Origin of the sequence: Sphingomonas cavernae, from assembly GCF_003590775.1 — a bacterium.
Taxonomy (GTDB): Bacteria; Pseudomonadota; Alphaproteobacteria; order Sphingomonadales; family Sphingomonadaceae; genus Sphingobium_A; species Sphingobium_A cavernae.
The window spans coordinates 316,562-339,060 of the sequence record NZ_QYUM01000004.1; the positions used below are offsets into that span (position 1 = coordinate 316,562).

Annotated in this window: 23 protein-coding genes and 2 tRNA genes; 14 read left to right on the top strand and 11 right to left on the bottom strand. The window is 63.4% G+C overall.

The window, feature by feature from the left end; genetic code table 11:
- The first annotated feature begins 65 nt into the window (after positions 1-65).
- Both deoC and trhO read left to right on the top strand, forming a co-directional pair.
- A complete protein-coding gene (gene deoC, locus D3876_RS16800; RefSeq protein ID WP_119764468.1) occupies positions 66-914 on the top strand; it encodes a deoxyribose-phosphate aldolase in 849 nt (282 codons plus the stop codon).
- Positions 911-1,855 (top strand): oxygen-dependent tRNA uridine(34) hydroxylase TrhO, encoded by a 945-nt coding sequence (gene trhO / locus D3876_RS16805; RefSeq protein WP_119764470.1) that lies wholly within the window; start codon positions 911-913, stop codon positions 1,853-1,855. Before deoC ends, trhO begins: the two co-directional genes overlap by 4 nt.
- A 143-nt stretch (positions 1,856-1,998) precedes the next feature.
- Here trhO and D3876_RS16810 read toward each other — a convergent pair whose 3' ends face one another.
- The 3 genes from D3876_RS16810 to D3876_RS16820 form a co-directional block, all read right to left on the bottom strand.
- Positions 1,999-2,535, bottom strand: a complete 537-nt coding sequence (locus D3876_RS16810) for a hypothetical protein (RefSeq protein ID WP_119764472.1) — start codon at positions 2,533-2,535, stop codon at positions 1,999-2,001.
- Between the two features lie 281 nt (positions 2,536-2,816).
- Entirely contained in the window at positions 2,817-4,121 is a 1,305-nt protein-coding gene (locus D3876_RS16815) for an OmpP1/FadL family transporter (RefSeq protein WP_119765595.1), read from the bottom strand.
- 173 nt (positions 4,122-4,294) lie between these two features.
- Entirely contained in the window at positions 4,295-4,981 is a 687-nt protein-coding gene (locus D3876_RS16820; RefSeq protein WP_238475423.1) for a glutamine amidotransferase, read from the bottom strand.
- Between the two features lie 205 nt (positions 4,982-5,186).
- Here D3876_RS16820 and epsC point away from each other — a divergent pair, with 205 nt between their 5' ends.
- Positions 5,187-6,158: a serine O-acetyltransferase EpsC gene (epsC, locus tag D3876_RS16825; protein ID WP_238475424.1), complete on the top strand. Its 972-nt coding sequence runs from the start codon at positions 5,187-5,189 to the stop codon at positions 6,156-6,158.
- 83 nt (positions 6,159-6,241) lie between these two features.
- On the opposite strand, the gene D3876_RS16830 is transcribed toward epsC, so the two are convergent.
- Both D3876_RS16830 and D3876_RS16835 read right to left on the bottom strand, forming a co-directional pair.
- Positions 6,242-6,317, bottom strand: a tRNA-Ala gene (locus D3876_RS16830).
- Positions 6,318-6,401: 84 nt separating this feature from the next.
- Complete coding sequence (locus D3876_RS16835) at positions 6,402-6,728, bottom strand: TIGR02300 family protein (protein WP_119764476.1); 327 nt, start codon at positions 6,726-6,728, stop codon at positions 6,402-6,404.
- A 141-nt stretch (positions 6,729-6,869) separates the two neighbouring features.
- Here D3876_RS16835 and aroA point away from each other — a divergent pair, with 141 nt between their 5' ends.
- The 4 genes from aroA (at position 6,870) to D3876_RS16855 (ending at position 11,336) form a co-directional block, all read left to right on the top strand.
- Complete coding sequence (gene aroA / locus D3876_RS16840; RefSeq protein WP_119765599.1) at positions 6,870-8,207, top strand: 3-phosphoshikimate 1-carboxyvinyltransferase; 1,338 nt, start codon at positions 6,870-6,872, stop codon at positions 8,205-8,207.
- Positions 8,204-8,839, top strand: a complete 636-nt coding sequence (gene cmk / locus D3876_RS16845; protein ID WP_119764478.1) for a (d)CMP kinase — start codon at positions 8,204-8,206, stop codon at positions 8,837-8,839. Before aroA ends, cmk begins: the two co-directional genes overlap by 4 nt.
- 208 nt (positions 8,840-9,047) lie before the next feature.
- Positions 9,048-10,763: a 30S ribosomal protein S1 gene (gene rpsA / locus D3876_RS16850; protein ID WP_119764480.1), complete on the top strand. Its 1,716-nt coding sequence runs from the start codon at positions 9,048-9,050 to the stop codon at positions 10,761-10,763.
- A 294-nt stretch (positions 10,764-11,057) separates the two neighbouring features.
- Complete coding sequence (locus D3876_RS16855; RefSeq protein WP_119764482.1) at positions 11,058-11,336, top strand: integration host factor subunit beta; 279 nt, start codon at positions 11,058-11,060, stop codon at positions 11,334-11,336.
- 66 nt (positions 11,337-11,402) lie between these two features.
- Here the strand turns inward: D3876_RS16855 and D3876_RS16860 are convergent, their stop codons facing one another.
- A complete protein-coding gene (locus tag D3876_RS16860) occupies positions 11,403-12,173 on the bottom strand; it encodes an ABC transporter permease (protein WP_119764484.1) in 771 nt (256 codons plus the stop codon).
- Entirely contained in the window at positions 12,170-13,168 is a 999-nt protein-coding gene (locus D3876_RS16865; protein WP_119764486.1) for an ABC transporter ATP-binding protein, read from the bottom strand. Before D3876_RS16865 ends, D3876_RS16860 begins: the two co-directional genes overlap by 4 nt.
- A 104-nt stretch (positions 13,169-13,272) precedes the next feature.
- Between D3876_RS16865 and soxR the strand changes: the two genes are divergently transcribed.
- Positions 13,273-13,731, top strand: coding sequence for a redox-sensitive transcriptional activator SoxR (gene soxR, locus D3876_RS16870; protein ID WP_119764488.1), 459 nt, complete (start codon positions 13,273-13,275; stop codon positions 13,729-13,731).
- 36 nt (positions 13,732-13,767) lie between these two features.
- Positions 13,768-13,854, top strand: a tRNA-Leu gene (locus D3876_RS16875).
- A gap of 45 nt (positions 13,855-13,899) precedes the next feature.
- Here the strand turns inward: D3876_RS16875 and D3876_RS16880 are convergent.
- On the bottom strand, positions 13,900-14,898 hold the full coding sequence (locus D3876_RS16880; protein WP_119764490.1) for a L,D-transpeptidase family protein: 999 nt from the start codon (positions 14,896-14,898) through the stop codon (positions 13,900-13,902).
- Between the two features lie 105 nt (positions 14,899-15,003).
- On the opposite strand from D3876_RS16880, the gene D3876_RS16885 reads away from it, so the two are divergent.
- The 5 genes from D3876_RS16885 to D3876_RS16905 all read left to right on the top strand — a co-directional run bounded on the left by D3876_RS16885 (position 15,004) and on the right by D3876_RS16905 (position 19,795).
- The gene (locus D3876_RS16885; RefSeq protein ID WP_119764492.1) at positions 15,004-16,518 is read left to right on the top strand and encodes a helicase HerA domain-containing protein; all 1,515 of its coding nucleotides are present in this window, start codon (positions 15,004-15,006) and stop codon (positions 16,516-16,518) included.
- Positions 16,519-16,526: 8 nt separating this feature from the next.
- Positions 16,527-16,787, top strand: coding sequence for a hypothetical protein (locus tag D3876_RS16890; protein WP_119764494.1), 261 nt, complete (start codon positions 16,527-16,529; stop codon positions 16,785-16,787).
- A 188-nt stretch (positions 16,788-16,975) separates the two neighbouring features.
- Positions 16,976-17,791, top strand: coding sequence for a ferredoxin--NADP reductase (locus D3876_RS16895; protein WP_119764496.1), 816 nt, complete (start codon positions 16,976-16,978; stop codon positions 17,789-17,791).
- Positions 17,792-17,876: 85 nt separating this feature from the next.
- Positions 17,877-19,328 carry an ABC transporter substrate-binding protein gene (locus D3876_RS16900; RefSeq protein WP_182912045.1) on the top strand — a complete coding sequence of 484 codons (1,452 nt, stop codon included), beginning with the start codon at positions 17,877-17,879 and terminating at the stop codon, positions 19,326-19,328.
- A gap of 44 nt (positions 19,329-19,372) precedes the next feature.
- Positions 19,373-19,795 (top strand): DUF4112 domain-containing protein, encoded by a 423-nt coding sequence (locus D3876_RS16905; protein ID WP_119764500.1) that lies wholly within the window; start codon positions 19,373-19,375, stop codon positions 19,793-19,795.
- Here D3876_RS16905 and D3876_RS16910 read toward each other — a convergent pair.
- The 3 genes from D3876_RS16910 to nadA form a co-directional block, all read right to left on the bottom strand.
- Positions 19,792-20,505, bottom strand: coding sequence for a ribonuclease T2 family protein (locus D3876_RS16910; RefSeq protein ID WP_119764502.1), 714 nt, complete (start codon positions 20,503-20,505; stop codon positions 19,792-19,794). The genes D3876_RS16905 and D3876_RS16910 overlap by 4 nt on opposite strands.
- Complete coding sequence (gene nadC / locus D3876_RS16915) at positions 20,498-21,343, bottom strand: carboxylating nicotinate-nucleotide diphosphorylase (RefSeq protein ID WP_119764504.1); 846 nt, start codon at positions 21,341-21,343, stop codon at positions 20,498-20,500. Before nadC ends, D3876_RS16910 begins: the two co-directional genes overlap by 8 nt.
- Before the next feature lie 147 nt (positions 21,344-21,490).
- Positions 21,491-22,498: a quinolinate synthase NadA gene (gene nadA, locus D3876_RS16920; RefSeq protein ID WP_119764506.1), complete on the bottom strand. Its 1,008-nt coding sequence runs from the start codon at positions 22,496-22,498 to the stop codon at positions 21,491-21,493.
- Position 22,499 lies beyond the last annotated feature (1 nt).

A 22,499-nucleotide genomic window follows, 5' to 3' on the forward strand; every position in this document is an offset into this window, starting at 1 on the left:
TTCACGCTTTCAGTGGAAGCGCGTAACGCTTCCACTTCAACCGATCAGGCTCTAGGGGGACGGGCATGAACTCCATTCCCCTTGATCCGGACGCCGTCGAAGCGATCCAGGTCGATGCGGTGGCCATCGAGAATGCCGTCGCCGCCATCGTCCCCGGCGCAGATATCGACGCAGATTTGCGGCTTGCCGTTTCCTGCATGGACCTGACCACGTTGCAGGGCGACGATACCGAAGATCGCGTCCGCGCGCTCTGCACCCGTGCACGATCGCCGCTCGCGAACGATCCCGTTCTGACGACCGCAGCCGTCTGCGTCTATCACGCGATGGTGCCCACCGCGCTCGAGGCTCTGAATGGCACCGACATTCCCGTGGCTGCGGTCTCCGCGGGCTTCCCCCATGGCCTTTCCCCGCTTTCCACGCGCATTGCCGAGATCGAGGCTTCGGTCGCGGCCGGAGCACAGGAGATCGATATCGTCATCCGCCGCGGCCATGCGCTGAAGGGCAATTGGCAGGCGCTTTATGACGAGGTCGCCGCGTTTCGCACTGCCTGCGGTTCCGCGCACATGAAGGCGATCCTGGCGACGGGCGAGCTGGGCGACGCCACCACGATCGCGCGCGCCTCTTATGTCTGCATGGCGGCGGGCGCCGATTTCATCAAAACCTCGACGGGTCAGGAAAAGGTGAACGCCACCCTCCCGGCCGGAGCGGTGATGATGCGCGCGATCCGCAGTTTTCACGCACAAACCGGCCGACATGTAGGTTTCAAGCCCGCTGGCGGGATCGCCACCGCAGATCAGGCGCTCCAGTGGATCGCGCTTGTCCGGCAGGAACTGGGCAACGTGTGGCTGAAGCCCGAACTGTTCCGCTTCGGCGCCTCGCGCTTGCTCGACGACATAGCGGGACGGCTGGCATGACCCAGCCCATCCGTGTCGCCGCGCTCTATCGCTTCACGCGCCTTGAAGACATCGCTGCTCTGCGCGAGCCCCTGCTCGCCGGCTGCAACGAGGGCGGCGTGAAGGGGACGCTGCTGCTTGCCGCCGAAGGCATCAACGGCACGATCGCCGGATCGGAAGCGGCCATCGCGCGCGTGATCAACCATATCCGCACCGCCCTGCCCGACTGCGCCGCACTCGAGGTAAAATATTCAGGTGCGGAAACCATGCCCTTTCACCGCATGAAGGTGCGACTGAAGCGCGAGATCGTGACGATGGGGCAACCCGATATCGACCCTCTGAAAGGCGTCGGCCACTATGTCGCGCCCGCCGACTGGAACGCGCTGATCGCCGATCCTGATACGATCGTGATCGACACGCGCAACGACTATGAAGTGGCGATCGGCAGCTTCAAGGGCGCGATCGATCCCAAAACTCCCAGTTTTCGCGATTTCCCCGGATGGTTTCGCGAACAGCGCGACACGCTGATCGGGCAAGGCAAGGCGCCCAAGGTCGCGATGTTCTGCACCGGCGGGATACGCTGCGAGAAATCGACCGCTTTTCTGAAATCCGAGGGGCTGGATGAAGTCTATCACCTCCAGGGTGGCATATTGAAATATCTGGAAGACGTCCCCGCCGAGCAAAGCTTGTGGGAAGGCGAATGCTTCGTCTTCGACCAGCGCGTCTCGGTTAGGCATGGGCTGGCGCCGGGTACGCATGATCTCTGCCATGCGTGCCGCCGCCCGGTGAACGCCGCGGACAAAGCCTCTTCGCTCTACGTCGACGGCGTGAGCTGCCCAGCCTGCCATCAAGAACGCGATGAGGCGCAGCGCGCAGGTTATGCGGAGCGTGCTCGCCAGACAAAGCTCGCCGAGGCGCGCGGTGAAGCGCACATTGGCGCGGTCTACCCCGACAAGGACTGATCGCGCGATATCGGCGCGTCAGACCTTGATCGTTTCAGGTTGAATCAACCTGAAACGTGAATCAAGGTCTCAACTGCTTGAATAGAGCCTGATTCACGGCATCGGCGGAAGCACGAAGTGCTTCCACCTTAACCGATCAGGCTCTAGAATCGCATTGCAGCGGCGATCGCATCCGAGAACAGCCAGCCCGTAACTGCCACCCCGATCACGGCCAACACCGCGGTTGCCGCAAGCAATTTTGCTGCGGCGGATGACGGCTGGTATTCGGACGTCAGCTCAAGCGTATCAGTGATGGCTTCGGGCTCTGCCTCGGGAAGCTGGGCAATCGTCTCACCGCCCAGCTTCGCGCCCGAGATGCCCGCCATCAGCGCAATCTTCTCGTCGGCGAGCGCGCGCTTCTGGAGTGCGACAAGCTCGGCGATCTCACGAAGCTCGGGGGCAGCCGCACCCGCAGGCCCGATGCCCTCGATGAAATGTTCGAGCTCACGGTCCATGTCCGCAAGGTGATCGAGCGACTCCATCGCGGGCCTGCGGTCGCGCCGCAGCACCGCAAGCTGGAGCCGGACGGACTGCATGTTGACCGCACGCAGCAACTGCATCCCCGTGACGAGCTCTGTTCTGGAAACGCCGGCCGCAGCGTGCTCGCTACGATCCGAAATCGAGTAGGAATAGCTCAGCATGATCCTCTACGCCCCGCTCTATCGCGCGCAAATTGAGCGATTGCGCGCGTTGCATGCGTACTGGCTATGCCTGACCCGCGTGCAAAGCCAGCGCGCTCGCGGGTTTACGCGGCGGAATGTGCGGTGCGGACGGTGCCTTGCAGTTGGCCGGCCGCCTTAGACCTTGATCGTTTCAGGCTGAATCAGCCTGAAACGTGAATCAAGGTCTCCACCATTGGAATAGAGCCTGATTCACGCTCTCGGCGGAAGCGCACAGCGCTTCCACCTCAAACGATCAGGCTCTAGAACCGGAAGCGCCCCCCAATCGCGAGCACTATGGCGCTTGTGTCCTCGATCACTCCGTCAACGATGATCGGCGTCTGCGCCGCTGTGCCAGGATAGGCCGCGGTCACGCGGTCGATCGGCGCGTCCTCGAAACTGATATAGTTGATCGCCGCGTCGATCGTGAAACGCGAGCTCACGTCATAGGACGTACCCGCCGCGAAGTTCCACCGATCGGAATCGGGAACGCGCGCATCGCGCTCGCCATCACGCGTCGGCGTCTGATCATGTTGCACGCCTGCCCGGACGGTCCACTCAGGGTTGACGACATAGTCGAGCCCGCCCGCGAAGCTCCAGGTGTTGCGGTAGTTTTCGGGGATCGCCTGATTGATCGGATCTCCGAGGCGGATGGCATCGAACTCGTTCCAGCCGACGCGTACCGCCTGTGCGTTGAGCGTCAGCCTGTCGCTGGCCTTGAAGCGTCCGCCCATGATGAGCTGCCAGGGCGTGCGGAAGCTCGCATCGGCATCGATCGTCCCGTTCGCCGGCGCGAGCGGGCCGAGCAGGCCGCTTGTTTCGACGCGGCCAGCGAGCGTGTGTTTGACGCTCGACTTGTAGCTGACGCCGAGGGTCGCGGGGCCGGTATGAACCTGCGCGCCCGCGCTCCATCCGAGATCCCAGCCATTGCCCTCGAGCCGCTGTTCGCCATCGGGCAGCGCCGCCGCGAGATTGGGGAGCGCATTGGTCAGCGTCGCGTCGCTATATTCGATATTCGCGGCCACACCCAGACGCAGCCAATCGGTTGCCGCGATCGCGAGCGACGGTTGGATATCGATCGTCCGCAGTTTGGATTTGTCGGCGGTGTAGCGGACCCAACTGTCGGCATCATAGTCGGTGGTGAAGCTGAACGGCGCGCTGACTGCAAGGCCCGCGACGAGGCGATCGGTCAGCCGCATGGCGACCGCGCCGCTCGGCAGGATTCCGGTCTCGATCGGATCCTTGGCGAGCGGATTGCCGCCCACCGCTGCCGCGGGCTGGCCGGGGCGTATGATCACGGTGTCGTTGTCGCGAACCTTCGCACTCGGCAGGATCGTGCTCACGCCGATATAGACCTCGTTCTGCTCGATATTGGCAACGGCGGCCGGGTTCCACCACAGCGAATCGGCCCCCTCATCGGCCACTTCGCCTGAAAAGGCGCGTCCCGCGGCCTTCACCGACTGCTCCTGCAAATAGAAGCCTCCGGCATTGGCGGCGCTCGGAAGCAGCGTGAGCGCTACCAATGATACCGAAGTTACCGCGGCCAGGTGAATGTGCGAACCCTTCATGTTCCTGCTTTCCATCATGTTGAATGACATCGGATCACCCAATTTCAGTGGCGTCGATCCGGTCAAAAACCGGCCAGTGATCGATTAGTTGCTTTGATGTCAAACTAATGACGTTAAGCGCAAGCAATTACGGGAAAAGTTTCAATGGATCCGGGCAGTCTCGTCGTCGCCGCTCAATCGAGGGCGCATAGCCACTGACGAATCATCTTCTGCCCGGCCGCGACCGCTAAAGGCCCGATGGCGGCATATTGCGCGCGTAGCGTGTCAGGCTGGATTCCCACTTCCGCCAAGCAATCATTCGACTGGTCGATCCAAGCCTCTATCCGCGGATCGACGCCCATTTCGGCATGGCATTGCAAGGCAAGCACCTGCCGCCCGCGACGGAACGCCTGGTGCGGATAAAGTTGGGTGGAGGCCAGCAACTCGGCCCCCGCGGGCAGATCGAACGTATCGCCATGCCATTGCAGCACGGGTTGGTTCGCCAGATGCGCGAGTGGCGACGCCAGACCAGTCGCGTTCAGCGTCAGTCGGTGGAAGCCGATTTCCTTGGCAGCGCCTTTATAGACCCGCGCCCCAAGTGCGGCAGCGATCATCTGCGCGCCGAGGCATACGCCGAGCGTCGGCCGATCCGCCGCGAGGCGCACGCCCAGCCGTTCGATCTCATGAGCGATCCACGGATAGCTATCGCGATCATACACGCTCATCGGCCCGCCCATCAGAATCACCAGATCGGGGGAAACGAGGTCCGCATCGGCGAAATCGGGATCGGACACGTCCAGCCGCTCGATCCGATATCCCGCGCTTTCGACCGGATCCCGAAAGCCCGCAATCCCTTCATAAGGAACGTGTCGAATGATCAAGGCACGCTTTGTCACGGCAGGTCGCTGGTTATACGGATAAAGACTGCGAGCATGGCTCGCCGGCTTTGGCTATCGCGCCAGCCTCTGTGCGCAAACGCAGAAGATCTGACGCGCGCAATATATTTTCTATCCAATTAGTAGAAATACTCTGTGGCGCGTCTCCATGTGTTTGGCGCAAAATCAGAAGCACACAACAGGAAAGACCATGACCGATATGCTCCACGACATTGACGCACGCGCCCAGGCACCTTTCCCCGGCAATCTGGGCAACGTCGTCGCGCGATTGCGTGAAGCGCGGCAGACGTGGCGCGGCGCGCATTGGCGACATGCAGAACATGGCGCCTTCGGCTTCCCTGCACGGCGCTCGCTCGACCGGATCATGGGCGTGCTGTGCGCCGCACTATTCCCGCTTCGGCTCGGCCCGCCCGAACTGAATCCCGGCAATGAAGACGCCTTTGTCGAAGCCACGCTTGAATCGGCACTGTCGCAACTGGCGGCACAAATCCGCCTGGAGCTGCACTATTCCGACCCTGCCGCCACGGCGGATCGGATCGAGTCCAAGGTGCAGAAAATCATAGCCGATTTCTCGCTCGCGCTGCCCGAACTGCGTGGACTGATCGACAGCGATATCGAGGCCGCCTATGCGGGCGATCCCGCCGCACGCAGCGTCGACGAAGTGCTTCTCTGCTACCCCTGCGCGATCGCGGTCATCCATCACCGGCTGGCGCACCGGCTATACCGACTGGGCGCACCGCTGGTCGCGCGAATCATATCCGAGGTCGCGCATTCACGGACGGGGATCGACATTCATCCCGGCGCACAAATCGGCCGCAGCTTTTTCATCGATCACGGAACGGGCGTGGTGATCGGAGAAACCGCGATCATCGGCGACAGGGTAAAGCTCTACCAGGCGGTGACGCTTGGCGCGCGCAACTTCCCGCTGGATGACGAAGGCGCGATCGCTCGCGGTGCAGAACGGCATCCGATCGTGGAGGACGATGTGGTGATCTATGCGGGCGCTACGATACTGGGCCGCGTGACCATTGGCCGCGGTTCGACGATCGGCGGCAATATATGGCTGACCCAGAGCGTGCCGGCAGGCAGCCATGTTCGTCAGGCCCACCCGAATCTCACCATTGCCGCGCATGCAGGCGACGAGGATCATGTAGCGCGATGATGTCAGGGGCTTGGTAGATCGGCGGCAGGGCGCAGCTAGCGCTGTCTGCGGCTGTGTCCGAATCGCGAAGTGTGTAGGAGGAATGGTGGAGCCGAGGGGGATCGAACCCCTGACCTCTACAATGCCATTGTAGCGCTCTCCCAGCTGAGCTACGGCCCCGAAACCATCCTCGCCGCCCTGGGTAGTGCGGCGCTGAGGCGCTGCCCTTTATGCTGGCAGCGCCTGCTTGGCAAGACGTTCAGATCAATTATTCGAATCGTCTTCGCCGTCGGACGTATCGACGCCCAGATCGTCGTCGCCGCCGAGGTCGACATCGTCGTCAGGCGAATCGGCATCGTCGGAATCGACATCGATATCCAGATCGTCGTCGGCCAGCGCCACATCGTCGACGGGCTTGGCTTCCGGCTTGGGCGCATCATAGGGAAGCGGCTGCTTCGATTTCAGCACGGGCTCAGGATACCAGTTGTTCCCGCATTCGATGCAGGTCACGGGCTCGTCCTTGGCAAGATCGTAAAAGCGGGTACCGCATTTCGGACAGGTCCGCTTGCTGCCCCATTCAGGCTTCACCATGTGCTGCCTCAGCCTCCAGAATAATTGAAAACAGCGGTCACCGGATGATCGATGCCCCGCCAAACGCCGCGCGCCTTGCCATAGCGAAACGCCGCTGTCAAAAGCCGGCTCCACTTCTCAGCCGGAATGCGCGCTTTCCCGATGATTTCAACGACACCCTCGCCCGCCGCCTTCACCGCATCGGGACCGCTCACGGGTCGCGTGCGCGTTCCAGGTGACAAGTCGATTTCGCACCGTTCGCTGATGCTGTCGGCGCTTGCCGTTGGGCGAAGCACCGTCCGGGGGTTGCTCGAGGGCGAGGATGTTCTGGCTACCGCCGCCGCCATGCGCGCGATGGGCGCGACGATCGTACGCGGCGATGATGGCGTGTGGACGATCCACGGCGTCGGCGTCGGCGGGCTTCTTCAGCCGCAGGCCGCACTCGATATGGGCAATAGCGGTACCTCGACACGGCTGCTGATGGGACTGGTCGCAAGCCACCCGATCACCGCCACCTTCACGGGCGACGCTTCGCTTTCGGGCCGGCCGATGGGCCGCGTGATCGATCCGCTCGGACTGATGGGCGCCGATATCACATCGAGTCCGGGAGGTCGCCTGCCGCTGATGGTGCGCGGGATGTGCCCGGCGGTGCCGATCGAGTATCGGCTGCCGATGGCTTCCGCACAGGTGAAGTCGGCGGTGCTGCTCGCCGGACTCAATACGCCGGGCATCACGCGCGTCATCGAGCCAATCGCGACACGCGACCATAGCGAGCGGATGCTGACCGGTTTCGGCGCCGATCTGACCGTCGAGATCGACAGTGACGGCGCACGCGTGATCTCGATACGCGGCGAGGCCGAGCTGAAGCCACAGGATATCGTTGTACCCGGCGACCCCTCCTCGGCCGCCTTCCCGATGGTCGCGGCGCTGCTCGTGCCCGGTTCTGACGTCGTGATAGAAAATGTCGGCATCAATCCGACACGCGCGGGACTGATCGAGGTGCTGCAGGCAATGGGCGGCGACATCACGCTGATTAACGAGCGCGTCGTCGGCGGTGAACCCGTCGCCGATCTTCACGTCCGCCATTCGCCGTTGAACGGAATCGAGGTCGATCCCGCAATCGCGCCCTCGATGATCGACGAGTTCCCGATTCTCTTCGTCGCAGCGGCGCTCGCGAACGGCCGGACGGTCACCCGCGGGCTCGAGGAGTTGCGCGTGAAGGAGTCCGACCGGATTGCGTTGATGGCTCAGGGGCTTGCCGCTATCGGGGCACGTGTCATCGAGGCCGAGGACGGGCTGATCATCGATGGGACCGGCGGAGAGCCGCTTCCCGGCGGCGCGCCGGTCGCCGCAAAACTCGATCATCGTATCGCAATGAGCTTTGCGGTGGCTGGACTTGTTTCAGCGGCGAACGTCATGGTCGACGACATGACACCCGTTGCCACAAGCTTCCCCCAATTCGCCTCGCTGATGACCTCGCTGGGTGCACAGATTTCATGATCATCGCGGTCGACGGCCCGGCGGCATCGGGCAAGGGCACCGTCGCGCGGGCGCTCGCCAGGCATTACAAGCTTCCGCACCTCGACACCGGCCTGCTGTACCGCGCGGTCGCATGGGGCGTGCTACAGGAAGGCCATGATCCCGAAAGCGAGACAGACGCGCTCGCCGCATGCACCTTTGAGGATTCGCTGCTCGACGAGCCCGCGCTCAAGGGTGAGGAGATCGGTCGCGTCGCCTCTATCGTCTCGGCCCACCCGCTCGTCCGCGCGACGCTGATCAAGCGCCAGCGAAACTTTGCGCAGCAGCCGGGCGGGGCCGTGCTCGACGGTCGAGACATCGGCACCGTGATCGCGCCCGAAGCCGACGCCAAACTGTTCATCACCGCCACGCCCCAGACGCGCGCGCGCCGCCGCCATGCCGAGATGCAGAAGGCGGGCAGCACGATGAGCTACGACCGCGTGCTCACCGACATCCGGGCACGCGACCGACGCGACATGATGCGCGAGGCGGCGCCGCTGGCGCAGGCGGCCGATGCGTACTTGCTCGATACGAGCTATCTCTCTATAGACGCCGCCGTCCAGCGCGCGATTGCGCTTGTGGACGGACGTATCAAGGCCAAGCTCGCGAGCTGAGCCTGGACTGCGAAACGCATGGCGCGAAGAGTGCCGGCACGAAAGGCCGGTTCTCTTGACGCGCCCTTTTCGCTTTTCGCGATGCGCACGTCTGCAACGCTCTCGTTCGAGGGATGCCGTTTGGGCATGCGGCCCTTGCGGCACTTCTGGTCAAGACCGCCGGATACAACCGGCTGGCCGGAAAATGTAAGAAAGACAGGAACCAACCATGGCCTCATCGGCACACCCATCGCGCGACGATTTCGCCGCGCTGCTCAACGAATCTCTCGGTGGCGAGAGCGAAGGCTTCGAAGGCCGCGTCGTCAAGGGCACCGTTACCGGAATTGAAAACGACATGGCCGTCATCGACGTCGGTCTGAAGTCGGAAGGCCGCGTGCCGCTGCGCGAATTCGCAGCGCCGGGCCAGAAGGCCGATCTGAAGGTCGGCGACGAAGTCGAAGTCTATGTCGACCGCGTCGAGAACGTCCATGGCGAGGCCATGCTGTCGCGCGACCGTGCGCGCCGCGAAGCCGCCTGGGACAAGCTCGAAGCCGAGTTCAGCGAGAGCGCACGCGTCGAAGGCGTCATCTTCGGCCGCGTCAAGGGCGGCTTCACCGTCGACCTCAACGGCGCCGTGGCGTTCCTCCCTGGCTCGCAGGTCGATATCCGTCCCGTTCGCGACGTCACGCCGCTCATGGACATCCCCCAGCCCTTCCAGATCCTCAAGATGGACCGTCGCCGCGGCAACATCGTGGTGTCGCGCCGTGCGATCCTCGAGGAAACCCGCGCCGAGCAGCGTTCGGGCCTGATCCAGACCCTGACCGAAGGCCAGGTGATCGAGGGCGTCGTCAAGAACATCACCGATTACGGTGCGTTCGTCGACCTGGGCGGCATCGACGGCCTGCTGCACGTCACCGACCTCAGCTACAAGCGGATCAACCACCCGTCCGAGATGATCAACATCGGCGACACGGTGAAGGTCCAGATCATCCGCATCAACCGCGAGACGCAGCGCATCAGCCTCGGCATGAAGCAGCTTGAGAGCGATCCGTGGGAAGGCGCGTCGGCCAAGTACCCCGTGGGCGCGAAGCTCACTGGCCGCGTGACCAACATCACCGAATATGGTGCGTTCGTCGAGCTCGAAGCGGGCATCGAAGGCCTCGTTCACGTCTCCGAAATGAGCTGGACCAAGAAGAACGTTCACCCCGGCAAGATCGTTTCGACCAGCCAGGAAGTCGATGTCGTCATCCTCGAGGTCGACGAGGACAAGCGTCGCATCTCGCTCGGCCTCAAGCAGGCGATCAACAACCCGTGGGAAGCCTTCGCGGCTTCGCATCCGGTTGGCTCGACCGTCGAGGGCGAAGTCAAGAATGCCACCGAGTTCGGCCTGTTCATCGGCCTCGACGGCGATGTGGACGGCATGGTGCACATGTCGGACATCGCATGGGGCATCTCGGGCGAGGACGCGCTCAACCTGCACCGCAAGGGTGAGAGCGTTCAGGCGATTGTTCTCGACATCGACGTCGAGAAGGAGCGCATCTCGCTCGGCATGAAGCAGCTCGAAAAGGGTGCGCCCGCCGTCGGCGGCGTGGCCGCTGCCTCGGGTCTCAACAAGAACGAGGTCGTTACCGTCACCATTCTCGAAGTCCGCGACGGTGGTCTCGAGGTTCAGGTCGGCGAGGATGGCGCCACGGGCTTCGTCAAGCGCACCGACCTTGGCCGCGACCGCGACGAGCAGCGCCCCGAGCGCTTCCAGGTCGGCCAGAAGATGGATGCGATGGTGACTGGCTTCGATCGTTCGAAAAAGCCCACCTTCTCGGTCAAGGCGATGCAGATCGCCGAAGAGAAGCAGGCGGTTGCTCAGTACGGCTCGTCCGACTCGGGCGCGTCGCTGGGCGACATCCTCGGCGAAGCGCTGAAGGCGCGCTCCGAAGAGAAGAAGTAAGTTACGGAAAAATTACGTGCCGCCGTCGACGCATCCCTGCGTCGGCGGCGGTTTTTTTTCGTGTTTACAATGGCCTGAGACACGGCCGCGCCTGGATGCGTCGTGCACACGGACCGTCCCACCGTCAAAATTCCGGACAAAGGCTTGCAAATAAACCGAAATCCGGCACACATTCGTTGTATTGACGCGGGAAGTGGGAGCCTGGGTCAATCAAAAACAAAGCCTGCGTAATCGGGCCCAACCCGGTGTTTCGACGGTCCCGTTGGACCGACGTAGCCCATATGGGGAATAGCCATGATCCGTTCCGAACTCGTCCAGAAGCTCGCTGCGGAAAACTCGGGTCTCTCCGTCAAGGATGTCGAACACATCGTCGATGTGTTCTTCGACGAAATCTGCGCACGGCTTGCCAATGGGGGGCGGGTCGAACTCAGGGGTTTCGGGGCATTCTCGACGCGTGCGAGGACGGCCCGCACGGGCCGGAATCCGCGTACCGGAGCCGCCGTTGAAGTCGACGCAAAACGTGTGCCCTATTTCAAGCCGGGCAAGGAAATGCGCGAACGTCTCAACATGTAGCTGCGAGGCGCCCACCGCCCGGCGCCGGCCCAGCGGGCGGGAGCGGTGCGGTGGGTAGCGGGACGCTCAGCTCTTGAGCCGGTATCCGGTCCTGAATATCCACCAGATCACGGCAAGGCACAGACCGAAAAAGCCCAGCGTCGCCGCCATGCTGATCTCCACGCTGACATCCCCCTTGCCATAAAAACTCCAGCGGAAGCCGCTGATGAGATAGACGATCGGATTGAAGAGCGTCACCGTACGCCACGCGGCGGGCAGCATGTCGATCGAGTAGAAGGCGCCGCCGAGGAAGGTGAGCGGCATGATGATCAGCATCGGGATCACCTGAAGCTGCTCGAAACTTTTGGCCCAGATCCCGATGATGAAGCCGAACAGGCAGAAGGTCGTGGCGATGAGCACGAAAAAGGCGGCGGTCCAGAACGGATGCAGAATCTGGAGGTCGACGAAGAAGTTCGCGGTCACCAGGATCACGAGCCCCACGATCATCGACTTCGTCGCCGCGGCGCCGACATAGGCGAGCACCGTCTCAAAGGCCGATATGGGTGCTGAAAGCAGTTCGTAAATCGTCCCCGACCATTTGGGCATATAGATGCCGAAGCTGGCGTTGAAGATGCTCTCGGTGAACATCGAAAGCATGATCAGCCCGGGCACGATGAATGCGCCATAGGGCACCCCGCCAATCTCGGTCATGCGAGATCCGATCGCGGAGCCGAAGACGATGAAATACAGCGAGGTCGTGATGACGGGCGTGAGCAAGCCCGTCAGGAGCGTCCGCCGGAAGCGATGAAGCTCGAACTTGTAGATCGCCCAGACGCCACGCGCGTTAAAGCCCATCACTTCTCTCCCTTGCGGTCGCTGACCAGCCCGACGAATATTTCCTCGAGCGAACTCTGGCGGGTGTTCAGGTCCTTGAAGGCGATGCCGAGGTCGCTCGTCCGCCGCAGCAATGAGGGAACGCCCGTGCGCTCCGCATTGGCGTCGAACTCATATTCGAGTTCGTTGCCATCGGCCTTGATCGTGAGCTTCCAGTCGGAAAGCCCATCGGGAATTGCGGTCATTGGCTCTGCCAGATTCAGCGTCAGCGTTTTTCTGCCGAGCTTTTTCATCAGGGTCGCCTTTTCCTCGACAAGGATCAGTTCGCCCTTGTTGATCACCCCGACGCGATCGGCCATCTCCTCGGCTTCCTCGATATAATGCGTCGTCAGGATGATCGTGACGCCGCTTGTCCGAAGCTGGTGGACGAGCGCCCACATGTCGCGCCTCAGTTCCACGTCGACCCCGGCGGTAGGCTCGTCGAGGAAGAGGATGTCGGGCTCATGGCTCAGCGCCTTGGCAATCATGACGCGGCGCTTCATGCCGCCCGACAGTTCCATGATCTTGTTGTTGCGCTTTTCCCAGAGCGTCAGGTCCCTCAGGATCTTTTCGACATAGGCGGGGTTGCGCGGCTTGCCGAACAGTCCGCGGCTGAAGTTGACCGTGTCGATGACGCGTTCGAACTGGTCGGTGTGCAATTCCTGCGGCACCAGCCCGATCTTCGTCCGCGCCGCGCGATAGTCGCGCTGGATATCATGCCCGTCGGCGATCACCTTGCCGGTGCTGGGGGTCACGATTCCGCAGACGATGCTGATCATCGTCGTCTTGCCCGCGCCATTGGGGCCAAGCAGCGCGAAGATCTCGCCCTTGCGGATTTCGAGGTCGACGCTTTTCAGCGCCTGGAAGCCACCCTGATAGGTCTTGGACAGCCCGGAAATCGAAATCACGGGAACCTGAGCGGTCCCCGAAAAGCCCCCGCCCGGGGCGCTGTCAGTGCTCTGATTATCGGCGGCACGCATATATCTCTCCTAGCCGATTGATGCGCAGATATCTGCCTCGACCGGGGCCGCTACAAGTTCAAGCGCACTTGAGATCAAGAACAATTTCTGATTTTGTTGCAACCATGTTCCACTATCTGACCATCGGCGAGGTTTCACGCCGCAGCGGCGTCGCGCCTTCGGCGCTGCGCTATTACGAGGATCGCGGACTGATCGAGGCCGAACGGCTCAATTCGGGGCATCGACGCTACCCGCGCGTGGTGCTGCGCCGCGTCGCCTTCATCGTCTTCGCGCAGCGTGTGGGGCTGAGCCTTGAGGAAATCGGCGGTGAACTGGCCAGGCTACCGTCCGATCATGCGCCCAAAGGCAAGGACTGGGCGAGGCTTTCGAGCGCATGGTCCGAACGGATCGACGCTCGTATCGCCGAACTCCAGCGGCTGAAAGAAGGTCTTGCGGGATGCATCGGCTGCGGCTGTCTCTCGGTCGAATCCTGTACGCTCGCCAACCCCGGCGACCGCGCCGCGCGCCTCGGCCCCGGCGCACGCTACTGGCTCGGCGATCAAACGCCCGTGCAAGACGCTTGACCCGGCGGGCCTTATGCGCCTTTGTCGCGCGCACATGCGGATGTGGCGAAATCGGTAGACGCGACGGACTTAAAATCCGTTTCCCGTTAGGGAGTGCGGGTTCAAGTCCCGCCATCCGCACCAGCGGCGAGAAATGCTAGACGCCGCGAGCGGCACCCGCCCGTCCCGTCAGTCAGTTTTGGCGACCTCGGCGGGAACGCTGTCCATGATCGTTACCTTCTGGCCGACAGAGCCCTGACCAATACTGGCCTGGGTGACGAGGATGGTGGTTCCGGGAACCAGTGAACTTTTCACAGCGGTATAGAAGCCACGCGGCACGCGGACCTGCGCCGCGACGGCGGCGTCGAGCGCCGTGCCCGACTGCCCCTCGTGGCCCGGCACGCCGATATAGATCCAGTGTTCGCTACCGTCCTTCTCGTGCGTGAGCGTGAGCACCCTGGTATCGGGCACGTCGCGCGGGATCTGGACAATCGTGCGGCCGATCTCGACGCCGTTGCGCAGCACCACCGCAGCCTGATCGGTACGCGATATCACGATGGTGAGCGGGCCGGTCGGCGCACGCTGCGGTTGCCAGATGAAGCCGCCGCTGTCCGCGAGTTGCCCCATCGAGGCCTCGGCTGCGGACGCGGGCGCAAGCACGCCGGCCGCGCCCGCCGTCATCGGCTTGCCCGCGGAGCCCGCAACTACCACCGTTCCGCCAAGCGCCGTGATGCCGAACAGTGCGCGCGAAAAGTCCAGCGGAAGATGCACGCAGCCATGGCTTTCGGGATAGCCCGGCAAGCCGCCTGCGTGGAGCGCAACGCCGTCCCAGGTGAGCCGTTCCATATAGGGCATGGCAGCATTGTTGTATTTGCTCGAATGGTGCTTCGCGTCCTTCTGCAGGATCGTGAACACCCCGGTGGGCGTCTCATGGCCCGGTTTGCCTGAGGATATCGTGGTGACTGCAATGCGCACGCCGTTGCGATAAACCGTGGCCCGCTGCGCCGAGAGGTCGACATAGATTGTCACCGGCCCTTCGGGCGCGATTTCCGGCGCCCAAACCCATTGGCCAGGCTTGAGCTCGTCCGCGAGACGAGTGAGTTCGACCGGTGACGAGACCTTGGCACCCTGCGCCTGCAGCGTCGCAGGAAATACGAGCAACATCAGGGCTATGATCGAGCGGCGCATGGAATCTCCTTCATTCAATGCCATAGCATAAATCGCGCCTTTTTCGAGAGCCCCGCGCCATGCCGGGCTTGCCCGCCCCCCTGCCCATCGTCCAAAGGCTTATTCGTGACCGCCAGAATCGACATGGGAATGGACGGCGCCGGCAATCCGGTGCTCATGGATCTCGAAGAGCTCCTTGCGACGCGTCTGCTTGTCCAGGGCAATTCGGGTTCGGGCAAGTCGCATCTGTTGCGCCGCTTGCTCGAGGGCAGTGCGGGGCTCGTCCAACAGGTCGTGATCGACCCCGAGGGCGATTTCGTCTCGCTTTCCGAGGCGTTCGGCCACGTCGTCCTCGACGCGAGCGAGCATAGCGAGCACGAGATCAATCGCATCGCCACGCGGATCCGCGAGCATCGCGCCTCGGTCGTGCTCAGTCTCGAAGGGCTCGACATCGATGCGCAGATGCGCTGCGCGGGCGGCTTTCTCTCTGCGCTGTTCGATGCGCCGCGCGATCACTGGTACCCCGCGCTCGTCGTGGTCGACGAGGCGCAGATGTTCGCCCCCGTGGCCGCGGGCGAATTTTCGGAAGAGGCGCGTCGCGCTTCGCTGGGCGCGATGACCAATTTGATGTGCCGCGGGCGCAAACGCGGGCTCGCGGGCGTGATCGCGACTCAGCGCCTCGCCAAGCTTGCAAAGAACGTCGCGGCCGAAGCATCGAACTTCCTGATGGGGCGCACCTTCCTCGATATCGACATGGCACGCGCCGCCGACCTGCTCGGTATGGAACGTCGCCAGGCCGAGCAGATTCGCGATCTTGAGCGCGGTCGCTTCCTCGCACTTGGCCCTGCGGTTTCACGCCGACCGATTGCGGTCCGGATCGGCGAGGTGAAGACGGGTGCACGCGGCGGCACGCCCAAGCTGACCCCGTTACCGACCGCCGCGCCCGAGGATCTGGAGAGCCTGCTCTTCGCGGCGGTCGAAGCGCCTCCCCCGCCCCCGCCGCCTCCCCCGCCACGCGTGACCTCCGAAGATCTGATCCGCTCCATCGCACGCCCGATCCTGCAACCCGCGACACCGGCGCCCGCCGGCCCGCAAATGGAAGAAAGCGAGCGCGCCGCAATCATTTCCGCGGTGCTCGCCGAGATCGTCGCGGATCCCGACGCCACCTATCGCACGGCTGCGGTGCTTTATCAGGATTTCGGCCTGCGCTGCCGCATGCGCCAGTTGGGCGATCCCGGCCTCGATCTTCCCAAGTTCCGCAAGCGGCTCGCCATGGCGCGCGCCGGGATCTTCGATGAGGGTGACGAGAGCTGGGCCGAGGCGCTCGAACTGGCTGGCCAGTTGCCCGAGGACATGCTCGGCGCGTTCCTGATGGTCGCGCGCGTCGCCAAGGAGGGCATGCCCTGCCCGTCCGACGCCGAGCTTGCCGAAGTCTATGGCACGCGTTCGCCCGGAAGGGTTCGGCGCATGCTCAGCTATATCGAATCGCGCGGGCTGCTCGTCGCGCGCGTAGACCTCTCGGGCAAGCGTACCCTGACGCTCCCCAATCTGGGCTGGACCACCGCGCCGGCCATTCCTGAAATCGACCATCCCGCGCCGGCGCCGATGCGCGGCAGCGCGGACATGGGTTCGTTGCTTTAGGAGCCGTCATGGATTTCGACATACTGCTCCAGCACTATTTCGGTTCGACCGAGATCGAGAATCTCGGCGCTGACGGGCTCGCGCGGGGGCTCGAAGCGCTTTCCATCGATTTCGGCACCGAGCGCGATCCCGGTCGACGCTTCGCGCTTTGGGCCCTCATGCAGATGCTGGGCGTCGCACCGATGCCCGACGAAGCATTCAAGACGCAAGCCGAGCGCGAGGCTGCATGGCGCTTCATGCGCATGGCCCGCCGTGCCGACGAAAATTGACATTATTGATAATTGATCGCATTAGCGATTGTGCGAAGCCGCAGATCAAGCTATGCGGCGCAAAACAATTCTTACGTTGATCCCTGCCCGGGAGACTGTATCGACGGCGCCATTGGCACCCCGCCCGGCGTCGAAACAGTGGCGCGCCGGGCTTTGCCACGTTTTGAGCAATTGAGAGTGTTAGAGGAATGAGCGACCGTAACGCCGGTGCCCAGTTGATCGCCCCTTCGGCCAGCCTGTCCGTCGAGGAAGTGCTGAGCGTGCGTCACTGGAACGAGCATCTGTTCAGTTTCACGATGACGCGGCCCGCGAGCTTCCGCTTCCGTTCGGGCGAATTCGTGATGCTCGGCCTTCCTGCCGAAGGCCGCCCGCTGCTGCGCGCCTATTCGATCGCGAGCCCCGCCTATGCCGAAGAGCTTGAAATCCTTTCGATCAAGGTGCCCGACGGTCCGCTGACCTCGAAGCTCCAGCTCATTCAGCCCGGCGACCAGCTTTTCCTGGGACGCAAGCCTACGGGCACGCTCGTTGCCGATGCACTGTTGCCGGGCAAGCGGCTGTTCCTGCTGTCGACGGGCACGGGGCTTGCGCCCTTCCTCAGCATCATCCGCGATCCCGAAATCTACGATCGCTTCAACCAGATCGTGCTCGTCCACAGCGTCCGCCGCGTTTCCGATCTTGCCTTCCGCGAGGAGCTCGAGGCGCAGCTCGCGGGCGACCCGCTCGTGCAGGATCAGGCGCTGCTTCAGTTCAGCTATGTGCCGACCGTGACCCGCGAGGAGTTCCGCACCAGCGGCCGCATTGAGGCGCTGATCAAGAACGGCAAGATCTTCGAAGGTCCGTTGGCCGGTCCCAAGCATTTCGATCCCGAGCATGACCGCGTGATGCTGTGCGGCAGCATGGCGATGATCAAGGAAACCGCGGCGATGCTCGATGACAGGGGCTTCAGCGAAGGTTCGAACAACAATCCCGGCCATTATGTGATCGAGCGCGCCTTCGTCGGCTGAGCCGGCTTCCGTTTCGAGAACGTCACGGGGGTTGGCAGGATCGGCCTGCCAACCTAGACCGGTTCCAAAGACTTGGACCCAAGCCGTGACGATCCGCCCTTTCCTGCCCTCCGCTCTGGCCGTGCTGCTGCTGACCGCATGCGGCGGCGGGGATTCGGGCGGCCCTGTCGAAGTCGTTGCGATCGGCCCCCAGCCCAAGCTCGCGGCATCCGACGGAGACGCTGCCTCAACACCATCGGCCATTCTGGATCTTTCGGTTGCGCAGGGACTGGTGGCGTTCGACGCCAGCGGGCAGGTCGAACCGGGGCTGGCGGAACGCTGGATCGTCTCGGATGACGGCCTGAGCTACATCTTTCGCCTGCGTGACACCGAATGGCGGCCAGGCCGCCCCATCAAGGCGGCCGAACTCGCACGGCTGCTGCGCCGCAAGCTCTCGCCAAACGCCGGACATCGGCTCGCGCGATCGTTCCATGCCGTCGACGCGGTCATCGCGGTGACCGATGATATCCTCGAAATTCGGTTGAAACAGCCTCGACCGCAGTTTCTGGCGCTGCTGGCGCAACCTGAATTGACGCTGCATTCGGCAATGCGTGGTGGCGGTCCTTTCCGGATGGCCGAACAGCAGGGCACCGCTTTTCTGCTTGCCCCCATCACCGATCCGGAAAGCCCGGCAACCGCCCAGGCCCGCTATCCTGTGCGATTGCGCGCGGGCCGCGCTGCGGTCGCTGTGGTGCGCTATGATCGTGGGCAGGCCGATCTGGTGCTTGGCGGCGGCTATGCCGACCTGCCCTATGCGCGCGTGATCAACCCACCCGGCGCCCAGCTCCGCTTCGACCCGGTGCCGGGCCTTTTCGGGCTTGGAGTGGTCAACCAGGAGGGATTCCTTGCGACCGCAGAAAATCGCGAGGCCGTGTCCATGGCGATTGACCGTCAGGCAATCGTCCGCGCATTCGACATTCCGGGATGGAACCCCGTCAATGCGATCGTGCCCGCGCGACTAGACCTTGCCGCTGAGCCAGCGCAACCCGAATGGCTGCCCGTCGACCGCGAACAGCGCGTGGCGATAGCACGCGCGCGCGTTGCGGCGTGGCGCGGCAACAACGCGGCGTTTCCGCGGCTGCGCATCGCGCTACCTGCAGGGGCAGGGTCCAGGATCCTGTTCGCGCGCCTCGCCATCGACCTCGGCCAGATCGGCATAATCGCCGAGCGTGTCGCCTTCGATGCAGCGGCCGACCTGCGCCTGATCGACGAAGTGGCGCCTCATGACAGTGCGACCTGGTATTTGACCCGGCTGTCCTGCGCCCGTCGGCTACCCTGCGGGGAGACCGGCGACGCGGCGCTCACGGCGTCACGCGATGCTCCGAGCCTTGCCGAACGGTCAGTCAAGTTGAGCCAGGCCGATTCGGCCTATGCGGTCAACGTGCCCTTCATCCCCATCGCCAGCCCTGTGCGCTGGTCACTCGTGCGTTCGCGACTGCAGGGGTTCAAACCCAACGCGCGGGCCGTGCATCCACTCAACCACTTGTTGAAGGATTAGCACGCCCCATATTCGAGGCCGGACCTATAGGAGCCTCGATAGGAATGCGCGTTTCACCCGATCAGTTCGAGAACATCACCGGCGCGTTGCCCGATATGGGCCGCGACCCCGCATCGGTGCGCAAGCGTGTCGAGATGATGGAAGCATTGCTTGAGCGCGCATTCATCATTCCCGGCCTGAACCGCCCGATCGGGCTCGATGCCATAGTCGGTCTCGTGCCCGTGTTGGGCGATGTCGTTACGGCGGCGATGGGCGCCTGGCTGGTCTGGGAAGCACGCAACCTCGGCATGTCGAAGTTCCAGCTTACACGCATGGCGGCCAATGTCGGCATCGACTCATTGCTCGGCGCGATCCCGCTCGTCGGCGACGCTTTCGACTTCTTCTACCGTTCGAATACGCGCAACCTGAAGATCATCAGGAAGCACCTCGACAAGCATCACCCCGGCACGGTGACCATCGAGGGTTAACCGATTGCCCGGATTCTGAGCTTAGCACCGGCAGGCAAACCGCCCTGATGCGCGGGGCAGGCGTGCGGCTTCATCCGCTGATCGAGGCAAAGCCAGACTTCGTCGAGATAGCCGCCACGCGTCGCCGTGATCCGCATCATGTCGGCACTGACACCCCGATTGGCCGCTGCGAAGGCACTGGCGAACTGGCCGGCGGTGATCGAGGGACGGCGCGCGAGCACCGCCATGTCGGGATAGCGTATGCCCGCATAGAGCCGGCGTGCGTCGGCGAAATAGCGTTGGGGCCGCGTCGTCATGCAGGTGCCGTGCTTGGCCCATTCATGCTGGATGAGCTGCGCCGAGGGGGTTGCACAAAGATTGTCGCGGATCACCTTGGGCGACAGGATCCGCGCAGGGCGGCAATATTGCGGCCATTGCTTGCCATGACCATCGGGCCACAGGCCATGCAGCGTGAAGCCGAAGCGGTTGGCGCTACCGCACTGGAAGCCGTCGCGTGCACTCGATTGCTTGCCGCTGCAATATTCGGGGGACCAGGTAAGCGCGAGCGTGTAGCTGCCGATCGGAATGTCGCGCTGCGGCTGATCGGCGGTCGGGCCGTCATGCTTCGGGCGCGGCGGGTTGGTCGGCACCGCGCAGGAAAGCGCCTGCGCGCTTGCGACGCCGGGAAGCAACACTGCCAGCGAGGCCACCGCCAGCAGCGGCTTACGCATTGGCGAAATCCAGCCCGATATCGGCCGCCGGCGCCGACTGCGTCAGTCGCCCGACCGAAATATAGGTGACGCCGGCCTCCGCGATCGCACGAATGGTATCGAGCCGCACGCCGCCCGAGGCTTCGGTAGGCACGCGCCCGCCGACCAGCCGCACTGCACCGCGCAGCGTGGCTGGATCCATATTGTCGAGCAGCAGGTGCGTCGCACCCGCGGTCAGGGCAGGCTCAATCTGGTCGATCCGGTCGACCTCGACGATGATCCGCGCAATTCCCGCAGCCTTGGCGCGGCGCACGGCCTCGCCGACATCGCCCGCGACCGCGACATGATTGTCCTTGATCATCGCGGCATCCCACAAGCCCATGCGATGGTTGGTCGCACCGCCCATGCGCGTCGCATATTTCTCGAGCACGCGCAGGCCGGGTATGGTCTTGCGCGTATCAAGCAGCGTCGCGCCGGTGCCAGCGATCTTGTCGACATATTGCCGCGCCAACGTCGCAACGCCCGTCAGATGCTGCACGGTGTTGAGCGCCGATCGTTCGGCGGTAAGCATCGCACGAGCATTGCCCTTCAATCGCATCAGGTCGCTTCCCGCCGAAACACGGTCGCCATCCTGCACCAGCAGTTCGATCTCGACCGCGGGATCAAGCCGTCGGAAAAAAGCCGCCGCGATCGGAAGGCCCGCTACGATAACGGCCTCGCGGCTGTCCATCACGCCATCGAACACGGAGTCGGCCGGAATGACGGCTTCGGAGGTGATATCACCCGCCGCGCCAAGGTCCTCGGCCAGCGTGGCGGCGACGAAGGCGTCGAGATCGAAATCGGGCAATGCGAAGGACATGGCTCCTCCCCCCTTAGAGCATGGTCAGAATCAGCGCTCCTGCGAAAGCAGGAGCCCATATCGGTCGGCACACCATCGCTTCAGGCATTGGCTCCGGTTCAAGCCCGGAGCGCCAAGTGTGCCAAATCCCTCGTAAAGCCGGGAGCTTCAGTCCCCCGTCACCCGAGCGCCGAGATCACCCATGCCGACGGTCGACGACGCCATTGCCAGCATGCGGTCGAGCGACTTTTTCGCCTGGAGGCGTACGGTTTCGTCGAGCTCGATGCGCGGTTCGAGATCGCGCAGCGCAACGTAGAGCTTCTCCATCGTGTTGAGCGCCATGTACGGGCAGATATTGCAGTTGCAGTTCCCGTCCGCTCCGGGCGCGCCGATGAAGGTCTTTTCGGGGACCGCCTTTTCCATCTGGTGGATGATATGCGGCTCGGTCGCGACGATCACGGTGTCGGCGTCGGTCGTCTTGGCGAATTCGAGGATCGCGCTGGTCGAGCCGACCATATCGGCGTGATCGAGCACATGCGGCGGGCATTCGGGATGCGCCGCAACGGGAGCGCCGGGATGCTGCGCCTTCAATTTCAGCAGCTCGGTTTCCGAGAACGCCTCATGGACGATGCACACGCCCGGCCAGAGCAGCATCTCGCGCCCAAACTTGCGCGAAAGGTAACCACCCAGATGCTTGTCAGGGCCAAAGATGATCTTCTGATCCTTGGGGATCTGGCTCAGGATCTTCTCGGCCGAAGAGCTGGTGACGATGATGTCGGAGAGCGCCTTCACCTCAGCCGAGCAATTGATATAGGTGAGCGCGATGTGGTCGGGATGCGCCTCGCGGAACGCCTTGAACTTGTCGGGCGGGCACGAATCCTCGAGGCTGCAGCCGGCATCCATGTCGGGCAGCACCACGGTCTTTTGCGGGCTGAGAATCTTCGCGGTCTCGGCCATGAAGCGCACGCCGCAGAACGCGATGACATCAGCCGAAGTCTCGGCGGCCTTGCGCGAAAGATCGAGGCTGTCACCCACGAAATCGGCCAGATCCTGAATCTCGGGCTTCTGGTAATAATGCGCGAGGATCACGGCATTGCGTTCCTTGCGCAGCCGGTCGATCTCAGCCCTGAGATCAAGCCCAGTTAGGCTCCCGCCAATACCATTTCGTGCATCCATC

What these genes read in the sequence shown, in the direction of transcription:
- D3876_RS16890 (WP_119764494.1), top strand. Translation starts at nt 16,527, where the DNA reads ATGGATTTCGACATACTGCTCCAGCACTATTTCGGTTCGACCGAGATC.
- epsC (WP_238475424.1), top strand. Translation starts at nt 5,187, where the DNA reads ATGACCGATATGCTCCACGACATTGACGCACGCGCCCAGGCACCTTTC.
- nadC (WP_119764504.1), bottom strand. Translation starts at nt 21,343, where the DNA reads ATGTCCTTCGCATTGCCCGATTTCGATCTCGACGCCTTCGTCGCCGCC.
- soxR (WP_119764488.1), top strand. Translation starts at nt 13,273, where the DNA reads ATGTTCCACTATCTGACCATCGGCGAGGTTTCACGCCGCAGCGGCGTC.
- aroA (WP_119765599.1), top strand. Translation starts at nt 6,870, where the DNA reads ATGATTTCAACGACACCCTCGCCCGCCGCCTTCACCGCATCGGGACCG.
- D3876_RS16910 (WP_119764502.1), bottom strand. Translation starts at nt 20,505, where the DNA reads ATGCGTAAGCCGCTGCTGGCGGTGGCCTCGCTGGCAGTGTTGCTTCCC.
- trhO (WP_119764470.1), top strand. Translation starts at nt 911, where the DNA reads ATGACCCAGCCCATCCGTGTCGCCGCGCTCTATCGCTTCACGCGCCTT.
- D3876_RS16855 (WP_119764482.1), top strand. Translation starts at nt 11,058, where the DNA reads ATGATCCGTTCCGAACTCGTCCAGAAGCTCGCTGCGGAAAACTCGGGT.
- D3876_RS16905 (WP_119764500.1), top strand. Translation starts at nt 19,373, where the DNA reads ATGCGCGTTTCACCCGATCAGTTCGAGAACATCACCGGCGCGTTGCCC.
- deoC (WP_119764468.1), top strand. Translation starts at nt 66, where the DNA reads ATGAACTCCATTCCCCTTGATCCGGACGCCGTCGAAGCGATCCAGGTC.
- D3876_RS16835 (WP_119764476.1), bottom strand. Translation starts at nt 6,728, where the DNA reads ATGGTGAAGCCTGAATGGGGCAGCAAGCGGACCTGTCCGAAATGCGGT.
- D3876_RS16815 (WP_119765595.1), bottom strand. Translation starts at nt 4,121, where the DNA reads ATGAAGGGTTCGCACATTCACCTGGCCGCGGTAACTTCGGTATCATTG.
- D3876_RS16895 (WP_119764496.1), top strand. Translation starts at nt 16,976, where the DNA reads ATGAGCGACCGTAACGCCGGTGCCCAGTTGATCGCCCCTTCGGCCAGC.
- cmk (WP_119764478.1), top strand. Translation starts at nt 8,204, where the DNA reads ATGATCATCGCGGTCGACGGCCCGGCGGCATCGGGCAAGGGCACCGTC.
- rpsA (WP_119764480.1), top strand. Translation starts at nt 9,048, where the DNA reads ATGGCCTCATCGGCACACCCATCGCGCGACGATTTCGCCGCGCTGCTC.
- nadA (WP_119764506.1), bottom strand. Translation starts at nt 22,498, where the DNA reads ATGGATGCACGAAATGGTATTGGCGGGAGCCTAACTGGGCTTGATCTC.
- D3876_RS16865 (WP_119764486.1), bottom strand. Translation starts at nt 13,168, where the DNA reads ATGCGTGCCGCCGATAATCAGAGCACTGACAGCGCCCCGGGCGGGGGC.
- D3876_RS16880 (WP_119764490.1), bottom strand. Translation starts at nt 14,898, where the DNA reads ATGCGCCGCTCGATCATAGCCCTGATGTTGCTCGTATTTCCTGCGACG.
- D3876_RS16810 (WP_119764472.1), bottom strand. Translation starts at nt 2,535, where the DNA reads ATGCTGAGCTATTCCTACTCGATTTCGGATCGTAGCGAGCACGCTGCG.